Origin of the sequence: Microcoleus sp. PH2017_28_MFU_U_A, assembly GCF_020738035.1 — a bacterium.
GTDB lineage: Bacteria > Cyanobacteriota > Cyanobacteriia > Cyanobacteriales > Microcoleaceae > Microcoleus.
Map to the genome: position 1 here is coordinate 1 of NZ_JAEQCX010000070.1, position 20,543 is coordinate 20,543.

14 protein-coding genes are annotated in these 20,543 nt (G+C 47.3%); all 14 read right to left on the reverse strand.

The features are described from left to right. Positions 1-476: 476 nt before the first annotated feature. Positions 477-2,897 (reverse strand): sucrose synthase, encoded by a 2,421-nt coding sequence (locus JGK14_RS17055; RefSeq protein ID WP_325315300.1) that lies wholly within the window; start codon positions 2,895-2,897, stop codon positions 477-479. A gap of 131 nt (positions 2,898-3,028) precedes the next feature. Continuing rightward, positions 3,029-4,552 (reverse strand): carboxypeptidase M32, encoded by a 1,524-nt coding sequence (locus JGK14_RS17060; protein ID WP_293184217.1) that lies wholly within the window; start codon positions 4,550-4,552, stop codon positions 3,029-3,031. Between the two features lie 80 nt (positions 4,553-4,632). Further along, positions 4,633-5,835, reverse strand: coding sequence for a tetratricopeptide repeat protein (locus JGK14_RS17065; protein WP_293184213.1), 1,203 nt, complete (start codon positions 5,833-5,835; stop codon positions 4,633-4,635). Between the two features lie 463 nt (positions 5,836-6,298). Next, positions 6,299-6,691 (reverse strand): type II toxin-antitoxin system Phd/YefM family antitoxin, encoded by a 393-nt coding sequence (locus JGK14_RS17070; protein WP_293192454.1) that lies wholly within the window; start codon positions 6,689-6,691, stop codon positions 6,299-6,301. 119 nt (positions 6,692-6,810) lie between these two features. Continuing rightward, complete coding sequence (locus JGK14_RS17075; RefSeq protein WP_293184209.1) at positions 6,811-7,983, reverse strand: tetratricopeptide repeat protein; 1,173 nt, start codon at positions 7,981-7,983, stop codon at positions 6,811-6,813. After that, a complete protein-coding gene (locus JGK14_RS17080; protein WP_293218849.1) occupies positions 7,980-8,936 on the reverse strand; it encodes an ATP-binding protein in 957 nt (318 codons plus the stop codon). The genes JGK14_RS17075 and JGK14_RS17080 overlap by 4 nt, the downstream gene beginning before the upstream one ends. A 122-nt stretch (positions 8,937-9,058) precedes the next feature. Next, positions 9,059-9,283: a hypothetical protein gene (locus tag JGK14_RS17085; RefSeq protein WP_293184205.1), complete on the reverse strand. Its 225-nt coding sequence runs from the start codon at positions 9,281-9,283 to the stop codon at positions 9,059-9,061. Positions 9,284-9,641: 358 nt separating this feature from the next. Next, positions 9,642-10,160: a Ycf51 family protein gene (locus JGK14_RS17090; RefSeq protein ID WP_293184203.1), complete on the reverse strand. Its 519-nt coding sequence runs from the start codon at positions 10,158-10,160 to the stop codon at positions 9,642-9,644. Positions 10,161-10,274: 114 nt separating this feature from the next. Next, the gene (locus JGK14_RS17095; protein ID WP_293184199.1) at positions 10,275-11,336 is read right to left on the reverse strand and encodes an adenylate/guanylate cyclase domain-containing protein; all 1,062 of its coding nucleotides are present in this window, start codon (positions 11,334-11,336) and stop codon (positions 10,275-10,277) included. After that, on the reverse strand, positions 11,333-11,707 hold the full coding sequence (locus JGK14_RS17100; protein WP_293151691.1) for a response regulator: 375 nt from the start codon (positions 11,705-11,707) through the stop codon (positions 11,333-11,335). The genes JGK14_RS17095 and JGK14_RS17100 overlap by 4 nt, the downstream gene beginning before the upstream one ends. A 120-nt stretch (positions 11,708-11,827) precedes the next feature. Then, positions 11,828-12,922: an RNA-guided endonuclease InsQ/TnpB family protein gene (locus JGK14_RS17105; protein ID WP_325315301.1), complete on the reverse strand. Its 1,095-nt coding sequence runs from the start codon at positions 12,920-12,922 to the stop codon at positions 11,828-11,830. Positions 12,923-13,049: 127 nt separating this feature from the next. Then, a complete protein-coding gene (locus tag JGK14_RS17110; protein WP_293151805.1) occupies positions 13,050-13,424 on the reverse strand; it encodes a response regulator in 375 nt (124 codons plus the stop codon). Next, entirely contained in the window at positions 13,417-17,085 is a 3,669-nt protein-coding gene (locus JGK14_RS17115; RefSeq protein ID WP_325315302.1) for a response regulator, read from the reverse strand. The genes JGK14_RS17110 and JGK14_RS17115 overlap by 8 nt, the downstream gene beginning before the upstream one ends. A gap of 555 nt (positions 17,086-17,640) precedes the next feature. Next, entirely contained in the window at positions 17,641-20,121 is a 2,481-nt protein-coding gene (locus JGK14_RS17120) for an MASE1 domain-containing protein (protein ID WP_293225363.1), read from the reverse strand. Positions 20,122-20,543: the final 422 nt, after the last annotated feature.

Genomic DNA, 20,543 nt, shown 5'->3' on the forward strand with positions numbered 1-20,543 from the left:
AATAGTCTCGTGCGATCGCCCGAGTTGCGGACAAAGCTACCCAAATAGTCAAGGATGGGTAGCTTTGTCCATAAATTAAGTTACAGTTTCAAACCCCGTCGCCGGCGAACGACACAAAGGAAGCTCGGCAGCAGATGCCAGTAAAGAATGTAACGGATAGAAGGAGAAAGGAAGAAGGAATCCATGGCTGATGTTTGGGCCATTAAGAACGTCCTAACGGTTTCTTAGCATCCACCCGAAATCAAGGTACGTTGTTGCGCTTCAGCGCTCCCATCTATCAGAAAGAGCGCTGAAGCGCAACAACTTACCTAGTCGATTTCTTAGGATCCACCTGAAATCAAGGTACGTTGTTGCGCTTGAGCGCTCCGATATACGCCGAAAGAGCGCTGAAGCGCAACAACGTACCTAAACGTACCCAGTCGATCGCTCTAACACTTTTTTGTCTCAACCGGCCCCTACAAACCAAAACTTCCCACTTATCGCTGTGCGTGCTCCTCCAGTAAAGCCTTCGCTCTCGGCTTGTAAATCAGATAAAACAGCGCTTCTATGTAGCGGAGCATATCTTCGCGGTTTTCCTTGGACGAGTAGTTCCAGAAACCGTAAGTCCGGGCCAGAGTCAGCAGCTTGGTAGTGTGAATTTTCCAAGTATACGTGCTGTAAACTCTGTCAATTCCTCGCGTTGAAATTTCGTACCAATAGTTGGGATTCTGTTCGCATTTCGATAAAAAATCGAGAATTTCTTGGGCAGTTTCCTCGTGGTTGGTCGGGTTGATATAGAACCCATTTACTCCATCTTGAATGATTTCTATCGGCCCGCCAAACTGCGTCCCGAAAGTCGGAATCCCGGTAATCATGGCTTCGAGAATTGTCAAGCCGAAAGCTTCAAATAAGGCTGGCTGTACAAATATACCTTGGCCGTCGGCGATTACCCGGTAGATTTCACCGGACAGGCTTTTGGACAGCCGCACTCCCAGCCAGCGAATTTTACCGTGCAGCTTGTATTGCTCGATAATTGCGTAAAGTTTTTTAATTTCTTCGGCTTCTTCGTAGTCTTCGGTTTCTTCGACTCTCAGCTTGCCGGCTACTAAAATTAAGTTGCATTTTGCTTGCAATTCCTGGCTTTTGCCAAACAATTCTGCTAAGCCTGTCAGGTTTTTAATGCGATCGAGCCGGGCCATCGAAAACAGAGGGCGCTTTTGCGGGTCGTCGAGTGTTCCGAACACCTGTTCCGGGTCTTCGAGGGTAAACAGCAGTTCGTTGAGCCGATCGCGATCGCCCTGCACCCTATCTTCGTTGCGCGTGTAGGGGAAATACACGCTTTCGTTCACTCCCGGCGGCACGACATTGAATTTTGGGCTGAACAGCTCAATCCCGTTGACGACGTGGTACAAATCCGGCATGGTAAAACAATTGTAAGATTCGTACTGCCCGACACTATCCGGTTTGCCGACAATCTCTTGATAGGTGCTGCTGACAATACAATTAGCCGCATTCATGGCAATGATATCCGCAGTAAATTGCAGCGCAAAATGGTATTTATCCTCAGATTCTTGCCAGTAGAGATTGCTGAACAAATATTTAGATTTTTCCAGGGCGTGGGCAATATTGCACTGAGTAACTTTGAGTTTGCGAGACAGCAAAAATGCCACCAAATTTCCGTCAGAATAGTTACCAATTATTAAATCTGGCTTGCCCTGAAACTCAGCCAGCAGTTCTTTTTCCGCATCGATCGCGTAAGTTTCCAAATAAGGCCAAATCTCGAACCGAGAAATCCAATTTTGAGTCAATTTGGGATTGAAGTCGCGGAAGGGAACCCTCAGAATCCAAGCATTTTCGGTGCCGTAAACTTTTTCCAAACGTTCGTTGCAGCGCGTGCCATCACTGTTTGGAATTAACCTGGTGAGAATAATTACTTTTGGTTTTACACCTAAACTATCGAGACCGGCAAGATGAATGTCTTCTTGCAGTTGTCTCTCTAAATTCTTCGCTTGATCGAGCACGTAAACTACTTGACCGCCCGTATCCGGACGCCCCAACACTCCTTCTTGACCGAACCAGCCGTGAGGAGAAACTAGGACGATTTTGAAAATCATCGGAATCCGAGAAATAAATGCTTCTAGGGTTTGGGGATCGGGGGAATCAATTAATTCGTCGAGAATTCCTAGAGTTTCCTGCACGCGGGCTGCGGTATTTCCCCAACCTGCATCCAAACCCATCATTTGCAGGACGAATTTAAATCTCTCGTAGGGTTCATCTTCAGCAAGTTCGCTGACAAAGGTGAGGGCTTTTTTGACTTGTTCTGAAAGTTGTTCTTGAGATTTTATGCGATCGTTAATTAGTAATTGTACGCCGTTGTAGCGGTGAATACGCAAGAAATCAAATAGAGTTTCCTGCCACTGTTTGGAGTCTTGAAACAGTTTGCTGGAGAGGTAGCGGTTGAGGAATTGCACTCCTTTGCCGATGTTCTTGGGGTCGCGTATGGAGGGGGAATAGTCGTAAAAAGGGCCGAAATCTAGTTCGAGGATGTCGCCTTCTTGGGGGTGAAAGTGGTTGACGAAGCGATCGCGCACGTCGAGCAATTCTTGCACTGTCATCGGCTCCAGTGTCAAGTCATCTCCAACTCGCACTATTTCCATTGTCGCAATTTTGGGCCGCAGCAGGACGCAAAGACTGCCTGGTTCGAGAATAATTTCCTGAACGTAGTAAATCAGTTTGCTCAAATGAGAGGATTGATGAAACTGTTGGGACTTTTCGTATTTGGTGCAGTAGGCGGCAAAAGCGCTAACTATATCGTTTCGCAGTAAATATTTGTTTCCCAAAGCCCGCAAATCGCTGGCAAATTGCCGCAAGTCGGTTTTTTCGTCGCTGCAAATAACAGCCTCAAAGAGTTCAGACATAGATACTCCCTTATTTGAGATTTTTGATTTTCGCTCTAAAAAAGGGCGATACTGTATTAGTACCACCCTTTTTTTAGGCGCCTACTTTTTTTAATCTCATTTTAAAGTCTGCAATAGGCAATTGCTCTCCCTCAAATGACATAAAATTCGCCGTATTTGTGGCGAATGTAGCGCACAAACGGATCGATAGTTAAAGGTGAACCGGTGACGCGATCGATCAATTCGACGGCAGTGTATTTGCGGCCGTGGTCGTAGATGTTTTGTTTGAGCCAGTCGTGGAGTACGCTAAAGTTTCCCTGTTCTAGTTGTGCGGGAATTTCGGGATGGTTTTTGAGTGCGGTTTCGTAGAATTGAGCGCTCATCAAGTTGCCGAGGGTGTAACCTTGAAACATTCCGCCGATCGTCCCAACATACCAGTGAACATCCTGCATCGCACCGTCGCTGTCGGTAGCGGGGACAACGCCGAGGTCTGTTTTATAGCGATCCTTCCAGGCTTCGGGGAGGTCTCGCACTGCTAATTTGCCTTCTACCATTGCCAATTCTAGGTCAAAGCGGATGGCGACGTGGAGGTTGTAGGTTACTTCGTCAGCATCGGTGCGGACGAGCGATCGCGAGACCTTGTTAATGGCGCGGTAAAATGCGTCTGGGGATACTGCGCCCAACTGTTGCGGAAATAGGCTTTGCAATTGCGGGTAAAAATACTGCCAAAAACCGCGGCTGCGCCCGACTAGATTTTCCCAAAGCCGCGACTGGCTTTCGTGCACGCCGGAGGAAATGCCACCTGCGAGTAGCGTACCTTCAAATTCGGGGGAATTGCCGAGTTCGTAGAGGCCGTGTCCGGCTTCGTGGATGCTGCTGAAGAGGGCTTGATCGAGGTGATCTTTGTAGACGCGGGTGGTGATGCGTACGTCGTCTATGGAGAAGTTGGTCATGAAGGGGTGCAGGGTGGTGTCCTGCCGTCCGCGCTGGAAGTCATACCCCATGAGTTGTACGACTGTGCGGGTGAATTCTAGCTGTTGAGCTTCGGAGAAGTTTTGGTGCAAGCAGGAGTCGTCAGCGGGAGGTTGTGAGGTGATGGCTTCGACTATGGGTACTAATTCTTGACGCAGTTGGGCGAACAGCGGGCGCAGCAGGGATACTTTCATGCCGTAGTCGCTGCGATCGATCAAAGGATCGGCAATGTGTTCGTATCCGGGGAAAAAGTCGGCGTACTGCCTGCTTAATTCTAAGGTTTTTTCGAGATATGGCTCGACGGCTGCGAAGTTGTTGGCTGCTTTGGCTGTTGCCCAAACTTCGTAGCAGTCGGCTTGGTGGCGGCAGAGTGCGGACATGAAGGTGGCGGGGACTCTGGCGGCACGATCGTAATCTCTGCGGGCGATGCGGATCAGGCTAGCTGAGGTAGAGTCATAGGGGAGGGTTTGTTCGTAGAAACGCAAGTCTTCTAGGAGTTCACCTATTTTGGGATCGGTAAATTTTTCGTGGGATATTTGTTTGAGAGTTGCCAACTGACGGCCTCTCGCAGTTGCACCTTTGGCGGGCATATAAGTCGCCTGATCCCAATGCAACAGTGACGAGGCTGATTCGATGTCGGTAACTTCGCTGAGATGCGCTGCGAGTTGAGCGAATTTTGCTTGAGTTTTGTCTAGGGTTTGCATGATTGGGGTTTGTGGTGCTGTTTTGCCTACAAAGGTTGCAGTGCGGCATCGGTATCCATCAATCATTTGCTACCCTGAAATCAAGCTAAAAACCGCACCTGTTCCCGTATTGTACGCAATTTAGAGTCATTCTGGCATAGTTTCCTGTATTTTTCCGGATTTAGTTCGATCGCCTTTGATAAGTTTTGGATCGCTTTCTGAATGCTGGTTTCTACAGCTTTGGGGCTGTTTTTGCGATCGCCTGCTGCTTTTTCTAGGGCGTAGACGCAGGCTTTTTGATAGTAAAGATTTGGATCGTCGGGTGTAATGGCGATAATGCGATCGTAGGAAGCGATCGCTTCGGTAAAGCGTTCGATTTTTTTGAGGGCGACAGCGCGGTTGTACCAGGCTTCGATGTTGTTGGGCTGCAACTCTAAGGTTTTGTCCCAGGAAGCGATTGCTTCTTGAAAGCGTTTTAAGTTTACTAAAGCTAAGCCGCGGTTGTACCAGGTTTCGCTGTCATCTGGCTTGAGTTCGATCGCTTTGTCCCAGGATGCGATCGCGTTTTCAAATTGTCCCATTTGGGCGATCGCCGTGCCGCGTTTGTTCCAGACTTCCGGGGAATTCGGGCGCAGTTGCAGAGTTTTGTCGTAGGAAGCAACGGCTTCGGCGTAGAGTTTTTCCTCGGCTAGGGCTAAGCCGCGGTTGTACCAAGCTTGATGCAAGTCTGGTTTTAGTTCGATCGCTTTGTCGTAGGAAGCGATCGCGGCTGCATTTTGCCCGGAGTGTTTCAGCGCAAATGCCTTGTTGTACCAAGCTTCCGAGTAGTCTGCTTGAATGGCGATCGCCTTGTCATAGGATGCGAGGGCTTCTGAGAATTTTTCTAAGTTGACGAGGGTGTTGCCGCGGTTCGTCCAAGCTTCGTGATAGTCTGGCTTGAGTTCGATCGCCTGTTCGTAGGAAGCGATCGCTTCTGAGAGTCTGTTTAGCTTCCGCAACACGTTCGCGCGATTGTACCACGCTTCTGCATTTTTTGGTTGAATTTTTAAAGATTTGTTGTAAGCGGAGATTGCTTCGGGTAGCTGTCCCAACTTTCTGAAGGCTACGCCTTTGTTGTACCAAGCTTCGTGAAATTTTGGTTCGAGTTCGATCGCCTTAGACCAAGATTCGAGCGCTGCGGACAAGCGTCCCATTGATTCTAGGGCGTTTCCGCGATCGTAGAACGTTTGAGCGTTTTGGGCGTTGGGTGATATGGATTGTTCTCCAGATTCGATCGCTTTTTCTCTGTTAGCTAACTTTTGCAAGGGTTTTCACCTCAGTATGTAAAATTGTCGTTTTTTCTTTTATATGCGATGTTTTTCGCCATCTGCCATCTAATGGTGGCGATTGTACCTTAATTTTGTTATTGTTGACAATCTTACCTAAATTGGAGAACTTTTGCAATTTTTTATCGTTGAATTCTAAGTAATTTTGTCTTCGGTGTTGATTTGGATGTATGGATTTTTACTAAAATTTTTCGGGAATTGCGTAGAAGAGTGGAAAGGGCGATGAAGATGACAGAATTAGGTTGAAAGAGTAAGTAATGGCGATCGGCAGAAACCCGATTTTGCAAACAAACCAGGTTTCTGAGTATTTATTCGTTATATCAATTCCGTTGCATCGGAGTTAATATAACCCGAAATCAGGACACGGCAGATGACCCGGCGGTTGAAACCGCGTCTATACAAACCAAGTCCGCCTACGCGGACTAAGAAATAAGGGAGATATTTAAGCTAGATATGGTTTACCGTCAGCTATAGTATAAATGTCTTCTTGGGGGTCGAGAATCGAACCAAAATTAGGATCGATCGCTGTTTTAATCCATTCTGAGTCGTGGAATGGCAAGCCATCAGCTAAAGTGTAGATATCTTCCGCTGAGTCTCTCAGAGAATCAAAGGCTGGATTTGCGATCGCAGCTTTTAGCCATTCATATTCTTGTAGTTTTGCTTTGTCAATCAGGGCGGCTTCTAATGCTTCTAGCCGCTTCAGATCGGCATAAGTAATAATAGCAGCGATCGCCCTTCCTTCCTGTTCTATGACAATTCGTTCTCCAGTATCCTCAACGCGGGCGATGAGTTCGGGAAATCTGTCATTAGTTACAGTTACATTTAGTTGAGTCATCTTTTACCTCGCTATTAATCTATCATAAAGTGTTTGTGATGCTGTAGGGGCGGGTTCACCAACAATTTCTGCCAATAACTAACAATCTCATAAACCCGCCCCCACCCAACGGCTAATCCCTATCCTTGAATCAAGGCTTGAAACCGAACATCAGATCGCATACTGTCAAAATCCGAGTCAGTTTTTGCCATTTCTCGCCATTCATCAGGATTCAGATTGATAGCTTGCTGCAAATTCTGAATAGCTTGGTCAATCTGACTGTGCAACGCATAGCAGCAAGCTTTATTATAAAATGCAGATGTGTCATCTGGTTTGAATTCTAAGGCTTTGTCGTAGGAGGCGATCGCATCTTCTAGCCTGCCTAAATTACGCAGTGCAATGCCCCGATTGTTCCAGGCTTCGTGATAATCTGGTTTGATTTCTAAGGCTTTGTCGTAGGAGGCGATCGCATCTTCTAGCCTGCCTAAATCATCCAGTGCACTGCCCCGATTGATCCAGGCTTCGTGTTTATCTGGTTTGAATTCTAAGGCTTTGTCGTAGGAGGCGATCGCCTTTGCATAATCTTCAGCCGAGCGATACAATAAAGCTTGTTCAAAAAACAATTCAGCTTTTTGTTCTGATGTTTGCCCATCCTCATCAATTAAACCTTGAAGCCTCACCAATTCCCGTTTCCGCGCTTCGGGAGTCAAAGCTAGATATTCTTCTAACTGCCATCTTTCCGAACAAGCCTGCATTGATTCGGCTTGCAAGCTTTCCTGATCCATCGAAAACTTAAATAAGCTCGATCGCCAATCAAAAAAGTCCGGCGCGCGATGAATAAAATATTCAATACCGAACTTAGGCAAAAGAAAAACAAAACAAATTTTAAAATTATCTAGAAAACGCTCTCGCTGCTGGTTGATATTCATTAAAACAGGTGGCACTCCCCGCCAACTGTAAGAATAAATATCCTTGCTTTCCCATCCGATCGCCCTTTTTTCTCGTTCGTATTCATCAAACGAATATTCTAAGCCTGTCACAAACAAAATATTAATTTCATCTCGTTTTGGCAACTCTTCAATTAAATTATAAAAATTATAAACCGACTCATTCAGCGGCAACACCTCAACCTTTTTCCGAGGGAAATCTGTTTGAACTTTCGCAATCAATCGTTTCCCCTCCGACGGCACACACTCCACAAACAACAACCGGAAACCATTTGTCCGTCTGAGAGTGCGTACCAGAGATTCATATTCTTCCTCCGGTGTTGCTGGTGGCAAATCTTCGTCCCAATCAATGATTTCCGATGTCATGGCTCAAGTTGTGCAACTGCTTCCTTAAATTCCAGAATGCCTTTAATTAGCGGGTGAACGTTATACCAATTCTGCATTTCTTCTTCTTCATCATAGTATCGATATTCCAAAATACAGCGGTTAAATAGCAAATCGCGGTGCTGTTTGTCATTAAGTATCCGGTGAGAGACAGATACTTTCGCTAAAATTGACCATTCTTCTTTGTTAACGGTTCTTCTATAAATATTCCGCAAGTTCGTAATTGCCCTTTGCGCTGCTTTTGCAGTAATTGGCAAATCTTGGGTACGATTTATAGCTTCTTGCAACATCGACAGCAAATTCCTGACGTGTCCCCCACTCATCAAACACAGCTTTTCTAGTGTTTCTCTGTTTTCAAACCATTGTGTTTCTAATTCTAGAGATAAACTGGGTTCGACTTGTTTCACCCGTTTCTCAACCACCTGTTTCATTTTAGCAAGTCCCGCTTGATTAACTTCACCGCTGGGATTGTTTACCATAATCATCGGCAGCACTTGTGGAGCATTATTATAGTTATTACTCAAATCAGCAGCGCGATTGGAATGCACCATCGAAATTGGTATGGTGTAAACGATATGACAATCTAAAGCTTTGAGTTGTTCGCTGCGGTCTAAAAAAATTTCGTCGAGATTGCTGCGTTCCCCTCCGTCTTTAGAAAACTGCACTATCTTATCTAAATTATCCGCAATTATTGCCAATTGCGAATATTTGTCGGGCAACCTTTTTTTAGCATTCCGAATAAACTGATTCAGCGCCTCAATCAGCGTGGTAGTGTGAGGATTAACTTTTTCTCTAATTTTTTGGCGCAGACTAGGTTCGGTTCTCACATTCGCCGTCAGTTTAGCAAACTGAGCAATTTGCATTTCTAAGCTCAATGTTTCAAAAGATACTTCTGTCAAGGCTAAATCTTTTAAATCGTTCCAGCGGTTTTTCATCCAATCGAGTAAAGGTTTTGAGTCCGCATCTTTAATAGACCTCTTGCAAAAGTCCTTTTAATCAAATTTTGGGACGGGCTAGAAGCCCATCCCACAAGAAAAAAAAATTGTGGGATGGGCTTCTAGCCCGTCCTAAGTATTTTTGCAAGAAGTCTAATTGCTTCTAATAAATGTCTGGTACAAGCCAGCAAAATATCTGTATATTCCGTATCTTCGGTATTGATATCTTGTTCCTCAGCGGCGAAATAAACTACAAAATAACCTTGTTCTTGCAAATACTGTTCTAGTCTTCGTAATTCGGTTGATTTTCCTGCACCAAAATGTCCGGCATACAACTGACAAGTCATCTCTTGAGAACGCTGAATATTTAGGCCCAGGTCTACGGTAATATTGTCATCTCCTCAGACTTCCCCACAGTTAACATATCGCGGATCGCCTGCCGATAAAGGCTCGTATGGATTGCAAGCATTGAAGAGGTTTGTTAGTAATTTTTCGGAATCTTGAGTCATAATTATATCCTTTTTTGATAACCATCTAGTATGCGATCGGGAGTTACCCACTTCGACCAAAGAAACCGGGTTTTTATAGAATCTATCGGCTACAATAAAGTCTTTTCCTAAAAACCCGGTTTCTGAACTGAATCTTAGTCCGCGCAGGCGGACTTTGTTTTTGTAGAAGCGGTTTCACTCGCCGAATAATTGATTTTTAGGCTTGATACTTTTTCAGAATAGCGACTTTTTCGGGGTAGATGTCGATCGCCATTTTGTCATCATACCTAGTCGCGAGCGATCGTCGCACCTCACCCAAAAACAGCGGCTGAGACAGACCAGGCTCAGGATGTACCACCGTCCGAACGCGGATTGTCATGTAATCTCTTCCGCTTCCCGATCGCCCTGGAGAGTACAAATCAGCAGCCACTTGCTGCATTGTTGCTTCTAACTCGGATTCAGTAATTGAAGGTGGCACGGTAACTACAGTTTGGGCGCCGCCAGTATCGTAAACTAAAGAATAGCGCACTGCACCGGGAATTTCTGTGCGCGAAAACAGTCCTAAACCGAGACCGAATATACTCGCAGCAATGACGGCCATAAAGCTGCTCACTCCTACCAATCGGAAGCGAAAACCCCATTTCAAGATAAATGCTACGATGGTTAAAACAAACAAGGCTACTGTTAGAATTCCTGCCCATTGGGCATACATTAAAAGGTTAGAATTTACGTTCATTTTTCAATTTAGTAATTGGGTAATTGGTAATTGGTAATTGGTAATTGGTAATTGGTAATTGGTAATTGGTAATTGGTAATAGTTAACTGCCAACTGCCAACTGACAACTGTCAATTATGCACCTTTTCGGGCCACAAGCAGATAAGTCATCATATCGCCTTTTCCTTTCACCGAAATCACGCCGCGCTCCTCAAAAACATATTTATTCCGCAGGCGCTCGTAGGTAGCAACTGTCACCTGAATGCCGCCGGGAATGCCTTGAGATTCCATCCGGGAAGCTGTATTTACTGTGTCTCCCCACAAATCGTAAGTAAATTTTTTAGTGCCGATGACTCCGGCTTCTACGGGGCCCGTGTGGATGCCGATGCGGATGCTGAGCGGCTGTCCTCCCTTGGTGCGGATTTGAGCCATTGCTCCTAGAATGTCGATCGCCATTTCTGCAATGCTCTCGGCATGGTTGTCGCTTACTTTTGGCAAACCGCCAACCACCATATAAGCATCGCCGATCGTCTTAATTTTCTCAAGTCCGTAGCGATCGGCCAACTCGTCAAAAGCTGAAAAAATCTCGTTGAGCAATTCCACTAACTCCGCTGGCGACAAATGAGCCGAAAGCTTGGTAAAACCAACCAAATCGGCAAACATGACAGTCACTTCCGCGAAACTGTCGGCGATCGTATTTTCTCCTTCTTTGAGGCGTTGGGCGATCGGGCCTGGCAAAATATTCAGTAGCAAACGCTCGGACTTTTCCTTTTCCTCGGCCAACTCCCGCAGATAAGTTTGTTCCTTATCCCGCAGCCGCTTTTTTTCCAGACACGCACTAATCCGAGCCTTGAGCAAAACTGGATTGAAAGGTTTAGAAAGATAATCCTCCGCCCCCAATTCAATACAGCGGACAATACTGTCGATATCGTCCACCGCCGAAATCATAATCACTGGGATGTGGCGCAACTGCTCGTCTGCTTTCAGATGTTCCAGAACTTGATAGCCGTTCATTTGTGGCATCATAATGTCCAGGAGTACCAAATCAAAAGGCTCACTACGCATCAGTGCCATAGCTTGGAGACCATCTTCAGCAACAGTCACCGCGTGGCCTTGACGCTGAAGTCGGCGGGCCAGCAAATCGCGGTTTACCTCATTATCGTCAACAACCAGGACGCTGCCGTCGTCAGTTTTCATTGCATGGCCTCTTTCAGAAGCATTTCGATTTTACTCAAAAGTCGCGGAAATTCCACAGGTTTGGTGTCGTAATCGTCGCAGCCTGCCGCCAAACACTTTTCACGATCGCCCGCCATAGCGTTAGCCGTCAGCGCAATCACCGGAATCATTTTAGTTTCGGGATCCGCTTTAATTTGCTGGGTTGCTCGCCATCCGTCGAGCACCGGCAGGCTCATATCCATCAAAATCAAATCCGGTACTTTTGTCTTCGCCATCGATACCCCCTCCGCGCCATCAACAGCAATCGACACCTCATACCCTTTGCGGGCGAGGCGCCTCGACAGCATATCCCTGTTCATTTCGTTATCTTCTACCAACAGGATTTTAGCCATTGCTTGCCTGCTTCATAAAACTTACCTAAACCTATCTAAAGCCATCTTTAGATACAATTACGAGTTTACTTCCTACGCTGTTGGGTAGTCGGCTATCCCAAGATAAGTAGGCTATCCCCCTCAAGCCGAGGGTTCCCAATTTAAAATGTTAATGCTGGCGTTCCAATCGCGATCCAAATATCTGCCACAAACAGGACAGTCAAAAGTCCGTATGCTTAGTGGCATATCTTTTTTTGTGCCGCAATTTGAGCAAGTTTTGGTACTAGGAAACCACTGGTCTACCAATACCAAGTTAGCTCCATACATTTGACATTTATAGTCGAGTTGACGTTTAAACTCATAAAAACCAAGGTCAGATATTGCTCCCGCTAACTTGTGATTTGCCATCATTCCTTTGACGTTCAAATTTTCAATCTTAATTAACTTAAAAGTTTTAGCTAAATAAGTTGTTAACTTGTGAAGGAAATCTCGGCGAATACGAGCTATCTTTGCATGAATCTGGCTAATCTTATTGTAAGTTTTACGCTGATTTCGAGAGCCTTTTACCTGCTTTGATGCTTGGCGCTGTAAAGTAGCAAGCTTTGTTTTCGCACGGGCTATTAACGGCTTCGGTGCATCAAAAAACTGCCCTTTTGACAGAGTGGCAAATGACTTGATACCAACATCGATTCCCACAGAACTTTCAGACTGCTGAACCGGGAGACGCTCTGCATCAACGCAGATAGAAACAAACCAGCGATTCCCTTCTTTTGAAATCGTGAAAGTTTGAGAAATAAAACTACAATCTAGGGCTTCGTAAAGCCGAAAAGTTCCCAGAGTAGGAATCTTAATAGTGTTGCCAGCGTTTAACAAAACTTTGCCGTTAGATGAATCAACCGTAAAAGATTGACCGTCTCGACGACTGGCGAATTTTGGATGACCTGAAGAACCAGAACGATATCGGCTAAAAGCATCTTTCAAGTCAATCAAAGCGTTTTGGTAAACTCGGCTAGACAATTGGTTCATCCAAGCGAATTCAGGGTGCTTTTTGACGTAATTAGTGAAAACTTTTTTAATTTCGTTAATCACCTTTGAGTCTGTAAGTTTCCCCTCACTGTACATTTGAGTCCGCAAACTTAACCCCATGTTAAATACCACGCGCCGAAATCCTGCGTGTTTCGCCATCAAGGTCGCTTCCCTATTATTCAATTTGAGCGCTCGTTTGACGGCAAACATGGTTAAACCTCGTCTAGGTAATTAACTGTGGATAAGTTTAGCAAACTATTTGGTACTTAAGTCCGACTCAAAGTCTACTGAGGCTTTAATGTCTTAAGAATCCCGATCGGTGTTACGGCGGGGACTCTCAAGTCATGGCCTCTTTCAGAAGCAATTCAATCTTACCCAGAAGTCGGGGAAACTCCACGGGTTTGGTGTCGTAGTCGTCGCAGCCGGCTGCGATACACTTTTCACGATCGCCCGCCATTGCGTGAGCCGTTAGCGCAATCACCGGGATCGTTTTAGTTTGAGGAGCTGCCTTAATTTGCTGGGTTGCTTGCCAGCCGTCGAGCACTGGTAGACTCATATCCATCAGAATTAAATCCGGTACTTTGTCGAGGGCCATCGACACTCCCTCAGCACCGTCCACAGCAATAAAGACCTCATGTCCCTTGCGGGCCAGACGCCTCGACAGCATATCCCTGTTCATTTCGTTATCTTCGACCAACAGGATTTTAGCCATTGGTGTTCTCCTTGCCTTTCGAGTCATACCTGCGATCGAGCCTGTCATTCACTATAGAACGAACATCGCGCAGCAAAGTATCGCAACTGTAGACTCCCTTTTGCAGAACCCGATCGACATAGCCGTTGAGTTGCTGACTTTCTGCGGTCGTCAGGTCTTTGGCGGTAATTACGACGATCGGTATAGGATCTTCTGAATGCGACTTGCGAAGTTCGGCGATCAACTCAAAACCATCCATTTCTGGCAGCATCAAATCCAGCAAAATCAATTGCGGGCGATCGACTTCTAGCTGTTCGAGAGCAGTGCGTCCGCTGTCAGCTTCCGCCACAGCCCAGCCTTGTTTTTCTAATATCCGCCGCAGTATTTTGCGGGTGGCATCGTCATCTTCCACAACTAATATCTGACAGGGCAAACTGTGAGCCGCAACGCCTTCTTGGTCGCGTCGGTACTTGTTCAACAAAGCAACCAGCCGTTTGCCGTCCACTGGTTTGGTGAGGTAGTCCGAAGCGCCCAATGCAAAGCCGAGGCTTTTGTTGCCAACAAAGGATAGCAGGATTACGGGAATCTCGGCAAGGTCAGGATCTGCCTTGAGGGCCGACAGCACCGCCCAGCCGTCCATTCCGGGCATGATCACGTCCAGGGTAATGGCGTCTGGCCGCAGTTGCTTCGCGAGCCTGAGGGCTTCCTCGCCGTTACCTGCGACTTCTATGTGCAGTCCTTGGCGAGCGAGGGCGCGCTCGATCAAATCCTGGGAGATGGGGTCATCGTCAACTACCAGCACCGTGCCGACAGCAGGTGCGTCCGCAGTCCTAGTGCTGTCGCCGACTTTGTTGGGGATTTCCGGTTCTTTGATGGCGCTGGGCAAGAGTACGGTGAAAGTAGTGCCTATGCCCAACGTGCTGCTTGCTTCAATGCTGCCGCCCATCATCTGGCAGAAGCGCTGGCTGATAGCTAGTCCCAAACCGGTGCCGCCATACTGCTTGGTAGTTGAGGCGTCAGCTTGGGTAAAAGGTTGGAAAACTCGCTGCAATTGATCTTTTGTCATGCCGATGCCGGTGTCGGTGACGCGAAAACTTAAAAATTCTGAGTTAGAAATTAAAATTTGGGCAGATTCCTCTTGATTTTTCATTCTTAATTGTTCATTGGTAATTCTTTCAACTCCGATCGCAATTTTCCCGTTTTTGGTGAACTTCGCAGCGTTGCTGAGTAGGTTCAGCAGCACTTGCCGGACTTTGGTCATATCGGCGTGCATCGTATCGAGATTTTCTGGACAGTAGACTTCTACCGTGTTGCCGTTTTTTTCCACTAGCGGCTTCGCTGTCTCCACAGCACTTTCAATCAAGGCATGAATGTCGAAGTTTTCTAAGTAGAGATCCATTCGACCTGCTTCAATTTTAGAGATATCTAGGATGTCATCGATCATCGATAACAGGTGTTTGCCTGCGCCGCGAATTTTTTCGAGGTCTGGGACGAAGGTTTCATCGCCGGAGTCTTCGGCTTCTTCTTGGAGCATTTCGCTGTAGCCGATGATGGCATTCAGGGGCGTCCGCAGTTCGTGGCTCATGTTGGCGAGAAATGTACTTTTTGCCCTGTTGGCGGATTCTGCTGCTTCTAGGGCCGACTGCATGGCGGATTCTGCAAGTTTGCGATGGGTGATGTCGGTGACAGTGCCTTCAAAGTACAAAATGCTGCCGCTTTCGTCGCAGACGCTGCGGGCGTTTTCGGAAATCCAGATCGTGCTGCCGTCCCGGCGGTATATTTGGGATTCAAATTTTGATACTTGGTGGCGCGCGGCCAATTGGGCTATAAACTCAGCGCGCCGGTTGGAGTCAACGTAAAGTTGGCTGCTGATGTTTGCTAGTTCGCCGACCATTTGGGCGACTGTTTCGTAGCCGTAAATCCCGGCTAGTGCTGGGTTGGCGGTGAGGTAACGTCCGTCTGGGGTTGTCTGGAAGATGCCTTCGGCTGCGTTTTCAAAGATGCTGCGGTATTTGGTTTCGGCTGCTCTCAAAGCTGTTTCTGCGCGTTGGCGTTCTAGGACATTGGCGAGCATTTCTCCTACCATTTTTAGATGAGTTGATATTTCGGTCGATCGACTCGCAGCAGGTTTGTAACTGTCGCATCCGAGAAATCCTAGTAGGTTTTCACTGCAAATTAGGGGAATCACGATTAGCGATCGCAGATTTTTTTGAGGTTTGTTTAATTTGGTTTTGCCCGAATGTGCGATCGTACCTGCGGAAGCGGTTGCTGTTTCCGAGGAGGAGTTTGTCAGGAATGTTGCTAAGTTTTTGCCTGTCAACCAAGCTATTTCGGCTTGATTTGGGGGCGGGAGTTCGCGGATTTCTCTAATGTGCAGGCCTTCGGCGCGATCGAGCTTTTCTGCAATCCAAGGGATTTGGGCGATGTCTATTTGTTGGGGGGCGCGGTCTTTAATTTGGGTCGGAACACCCTCGGCGCACCATTCGTAGGTTTTGTGAGCGCGAGTTTTGTCTGCCGATAACAAGTATATGTAACTGCGGTCGCAGTGGCTGAACTGGGCGATTGCTTGGAGAGTGCGATCGAACCCTTCATCTATGTCCGCTCCGGGCAGAGCGATCGCATAGGTTGACAAAGTAGCAATCAATGCCTCAAATTCTACTCGTTCCTGCAAAGATTGTGCTATTTTTTGGCGATCGGTAACGTCTCGAAAGCTCCATATTCTGCCAACTGTGTTTGCTCCAACTTTTGATGGCAGTGAATTTAATTCGATAACTCTTCCGTCTTTAAATTCTAATAAGTCGCTGATTTTCGCATCTGGTTGGGCCGACACTTGCATCGCGCGTTCGAGAAATCTTTGGGGGTCTTTTAATTGTTCCCTAGCGAAGGGGAATTCTGTGGCGATGTTTTTTTCACTATTGCCTGCGGGCGATCGGCTCAAGTTTCCTGCTGCGTGAGACAAACCCCACATCTCGACAAATTTCTGATTGTAATTGCATACATTGCCTTTGGTGTCAACCGCGATAATTCCCGCATCTGTTGAGTCCAAAACGGCTTGCAGCATCGAGAGCTGCTGGTGTTCTCCCTGCTCAAAAAATACCAAGACTGATATTTCGCCACCCTCAATTACAGGATTGAAAAAATAGGAAACTGGTAAAATTTTCCCGTCGCTACATAGAAACTCATAGTCCCAATTGCTACAAGGTTGACGGTTGGCGATCGCCTCTTGTAAAGATAGTGTATGTGCGATCGCCCCATCTTCATTTTTGTGGTTTTTTTGTTTCCGAGCCTTCAAAACGGGGGATTTTTTGCCTTGCTTTTGCTGGGGGGCAATGCGATTTAGCAGCGAAATGCCTGCAAGTTCCGACTCTCGCCAGCCCAACAAGCGTTCGGCTGCTGGATTCACCGAGATGACCAACCCCTTGCCGTCAAGGATACACAATCCCACCCCCAAACTGTTGACGGTCGATCGCAGTCGATCGAATTCTGAAGCGGTTCGAGAGTCTTGAGAGGATGGGGACGAAGAGGCAAAATCCTTTAATCCCGAGGGTTGCTGCTGACTTGGAGCGCCGTCGTAGCTACAACTTACCTGCTCTAAGAATAGCTGCCACTGCTCGGCAGTGGGAGGGGGAGACTCGCCGGCTAAACCGAGCTGTTCGAGTTGGCGCTGGAGGTAGGGATGCATAATTTCGGGCGCTTTGTAGGCAACTTTTTACAGTATATCTTTTTAATTAATAGTATATATACGCAGCTATACAGTGACTGGCAAGGTACGCAATCTAACTCTATCACAGGTTCTATCGAGAACCATAGCTGTCATCTGCGTTATCCAAAATCTTTTAAATCGCCCTAAGTTATATTTAGTCTAAAAAAATTACATCGTCAACAAACCCATGCTCTAAATGTCTGCCACCTACTTAAAAATTGTATCATATTATCACAGTGAACTGACGCTGACAACCTCGGTTTCTGCCAGAACTAGGTTTTTTGAGCCACCAAAAACTGATAAAGTCCGAGGTACTCCTGTCGTGGAGAGATCAAAATTTTATACTCCTGTTCCTGCTCCCAGATTCATCTGTAGAGTAAATCTCAAATTTCAAGTCTCAAATCGACTGACTGCTCGACTCAGGTGAAGCAACCGGGTTTTGGGAGCGAGAGCGTGTCATTAATAAAATTGGCAGCAGCCAACAACAACTCACAAAATTTCTTATCGATCATACTTTTCCGGGAAAAATAAAATTTAGTTGATGATAGCTGGCAGCCGAATTGTAAAAGTAGAACCTTTTTCCAACTCGCTGGAAGCGGTAATATCTCCGCCCATCATTTCGCAGAACTTCTTAGTAATCGTCAGCCCCAAACCAGTGCCGCCGAACCTCTTAGTAGTTGAGGAATCGGCTTGGGTGAAAGGCTCGAAGATTTTGACTAACTGTTCGGAACTCATGCCAATACCAGTATCTTTGACTGTAAAAACAATCCAATCTTGAGAGGCAGACCAGGAATACGAGCTATTTTCTAAGGGGTTAAGTCCTCTATAGGCTCCTTGTTTTTTGCGTCTCTGGGAAGCCTCGGCGGGGGTTTCGGCGCAGCGGGTAACGGTGAAACTAATCGCGCCCGAGGAAGTAAACTTCGAGGCATTACTGAGGAGGTTGAGCAAGGACTGGCGGAGTTTAGTTAAGTCGCTCTGCATCGAGCCAATATCCTCAGGGCATTGTATTTCTAAGATATTGCTATTTTTGTTTGCCATCGGCGCGATCGTGCCGACAACTTCCTGCACCAGATTTAAAATGGTGAAGGTTTCGATGTGCAAGTCGATGTGACCTGCTTCAATTTTAGTGAAGTCGAGAATATCTTTAATCAGCCCTAGCAAGTGCTGGCCGGCAGTGTTAATTTTTTGGAGGTCGTCGATGAACTCTTCGGCATCGAGGTCTCGGGCATCTTCTTGCAGGAGCTCGCTGTAGCCGATGATCGCATTGAGGGGGGTTCTGAGTTCGTGACTCATGTTGGCGAGAAAGATGGTTTTAGATCGATTGGCAGTTTCGGCTGCTAATGCGGCGCGACGGAATTCTTCGGAACGCAACCGTTCGGTGATGTCGCTGGTCATGATTAAAACGCACTGAGTGCTGCCGAGGTCGATGAGTTCCCCTGACATCAGCCAGTCGCGCACTTCGCCGGCTTTGGTGCGAATTTTGATTTCTTGGTTGCCGATCGAATTTTCTTCCCGCAACACGTTGGCTAGCCGCCGCTCGTCTTCTGAATTGACCCACATTCCTAAATCGGTGGGGGTGCGGCCGATACATTCCTCCCGCAACCAGCCTAAGGATCGCAAAAAGCTGTCGTTGGCATCGAGGAAGCGGGCGTCTGTGAGGGTGCAGATGCCGATCCCAACAGGAGAAGCGTGAAAAGCCTTGGAAAATCTTTCTTCTGAAGAATTCAGGGCGGCTTCGGCGCGCTTTCTATCTGTGATGTCTTGGACGGTGCTGGTGATGTAGAGGGAGTTGATGGCGGCTTGTTCGCAGACTGTGCGGCTCCTCCCGTCGGGGAGTAGCAGCCTGTAGTCGATGCTGTAAGGCTGTTGCTGAAATATAGCAGCTTCGATCGACCTTTTGACCAATTCTCTATCTTCGGGATGCACGTATTTCAAGAAGGCTTCGAGGCTGGGATCGAAAGTTCCCGGGCGTTCTCCCAGGATGCGATAAATTTCTTCTGACCAACGCAATTGCTCCGTGTTGCGATCTAAGTCCCAGTTGCCTAGCTGGGCGATGCGCTGGGCGTTGGCGAGGCTGGCTTCGCTGGCGCGCAGGGAGACTTCTGCTTGGTGGCGTTCGGCGACGGTGGCGGCTAAGACTAGGCCGGTAACGGCGATGACGGCGATGAAGGCTTGCAGGGATAACAGTGCTTGGGGGATGCTGCTGGCGTGTTTGAGAAAGGGGCCGCTGCCTCGGGCGATGCCCCAGATGGCGAAGCCGCAGAGGATGAAGTTGGCGAGGGCCGTGTAGCGCTGGCCGAATCGAAAGGCAGCCCAAACTACTAGGGGAAATGGTAAGTATTCTAGGGGATAGCGAGCGTAGGCCGCGCGGGTGCGGGAACAGAAGACGAGCCAGCCGATCGCTAGCAGCAGCAGCAGCCAAATAACTCGTTCAGCTATCTGTTTGCGATGGGTGGGGCTTTTGGGTAATTTGTGCCACGTCAGCAGCAGGGGGGCGACGAGCAAAATTCCCATCGCGTCTCCTACCCACCAAGTACCCCAAATCGTCCCAAAATTGCTCCAGCTAGAGAAACCACTTACGCACACGATGATGCTGCCGATGGTGGAGTTGATTAGGGTAGATGCTAAGGCTGCTAGTCCGACTATTCCTAAAACGTCTTTGAGTCGATCGAGTCCGGCGCTAAAGTTAATGCGCTGTAGCAGATAAGTTCCCGTCCACGCTTGCAAGGCTCTGGCGCCCGCTGAGATCAAAGCAGTGCCGATGCTGGCCGCCGGTGCGCTCATGATGAACAGGAAGGCGCCGATCGCAATTCCCGGCCACAGTTGCCGCCCAAACAGCAGCAGAGCGACTTGAGCAATTCCTGCTGCTGGCCACATGGGGTAAATTTCTGAACTCAGGGTGAGGGTGGCAATGGCGAATTGCGATGCCAAATAGTAGATCAGGGCGATCGCCCCTACTGCGAAGAAGTACCGCCAGGAATGTCCTTTGATTGCGTTAAGGAACTTTTTCTGCATTGTCGTTTGGGGAAAAGGTGGATGCTGGTTTTGGTATCAGTAGGTGGCACGGGACAGGCACGGGGTAGGAAAAATCTTTCTATTAGGCGATCGTAGGTCAATCGATTTTAGATTTTAGATTTTAGATTTTAGATTTTAGATTTTAGAGGCGACCCCACGGATAAATTCGGGGGAAGAGAGGATTTTCGATTTTAGATTTGGGATTGATTCCACGGATAAATCTGGGGGCTTGTACCACATACAGAAATTCGCTTGTCATGGGTGGTAGGTAGGGAATAACCTGTTGAGATAATTTTTTGTGGAGCCGTTGAGGGTTCTGTTTTTTTTGCTGTGCGACCGCATCTGGGCATAAATTTCGGGAGCCTCTGTTTTTTGCCAATATATCTGTGATGGCTAAGCATTCGGTCTGTTAATTTTTGGTT

Bases quoted from the DNA above. Each gene is read 5' to 3' on its own strand.
- JGK14_RS17105 (WP_325315301.1), bottom strand. From the start codon at position 12,922: ATGTTTGCCGTCAAACGAGCGCTCAAATTGAATAATAGGGAAGCGACC.
- JGK14_RS17110 (WP_293151805.1), bottom strand. From the start codon at position 13,424: ATGGCTAAAATCCTGTTGGTCGAAGATAACGAAATGAACAGGGATATG.
- JGK14_RS17075 (WP_293184209.1), bottom strand. From the start codon at position 7,983: ATGACATCGGAAATCATTGATTGGGACGAAGATTTGCCACCAGCAACA.
- JGK14_RS17115 (WP_325315302.1), bottom strand. From the start codon at position 17,085: ATGCATCCCTACCTCCAGCGCCAACTCGAACAGCTCGGTTTAGCCGGC.
- JGK14_RS17085 (WP_293184205.1), bottom strand. From the start codon at position 9,283: ATGACTTGTCAGTTGTATGCCGGACATTTTGGTGCAGGAAAATCAACC.
- JGK14_RS17090 (WP_293184203.1), bottom strand. From the start codon at position 10,160: ATGAACGTAAATTCTAACCTTTTAATGTATGCCCAATGGGCAGGAATT.
- JGK14_RS17080 (WP_293218849.1), bottom strand. From the start codon at position 8,936: ATGAAAAACCGCTGGAACGATTTAAAAGATTTAGCCTTGACAGAAGTA.
- JGK14_RS17055 (WP_325315300.1), bottom strand. From the start codon at position 2,897: ATGTCTGAACTCTTTGAGGCTGTTATTTGCAGCGACGAAAAAACCGAC.
- JGK14_RS17120 (WP_293225363.1), bottom strand. From the start codon at position 20,121: ATGCAGAAAAAGTTCCTTAACGCAATCAAAGGACATTCCTGGCGGTAC.
- JGK14_RS17095 (WP_293184199.1), bottom strand. From the start codon at position 11,336: ATGAAAACTGACGACGGCAGCGTCCTGGTTGTTGACGATAATGAGGTA.
- JGK14_RS17060 (WP_293184217.1), bottom strand. From the start codon at position 4,552: ATGCAAACCCTAGACAAAACTCAAGCAAAATTCGCTCAACTCGCAGCG.
- JGK14_RS17070 (WP_293192454.1), bottom strand. From the start codon at position 6,691: ATGACTCAACTAAATGTAACTGTAACTAATGACAGATTTCCCGAACTC.
- JGK14_RS17100 (WP_293151691.1), bottom strand. From the start codon at position 11,707: ATGGCTAAAATCCTGTTGGTAGAAGATAACGAAATGAACAGGGATATG.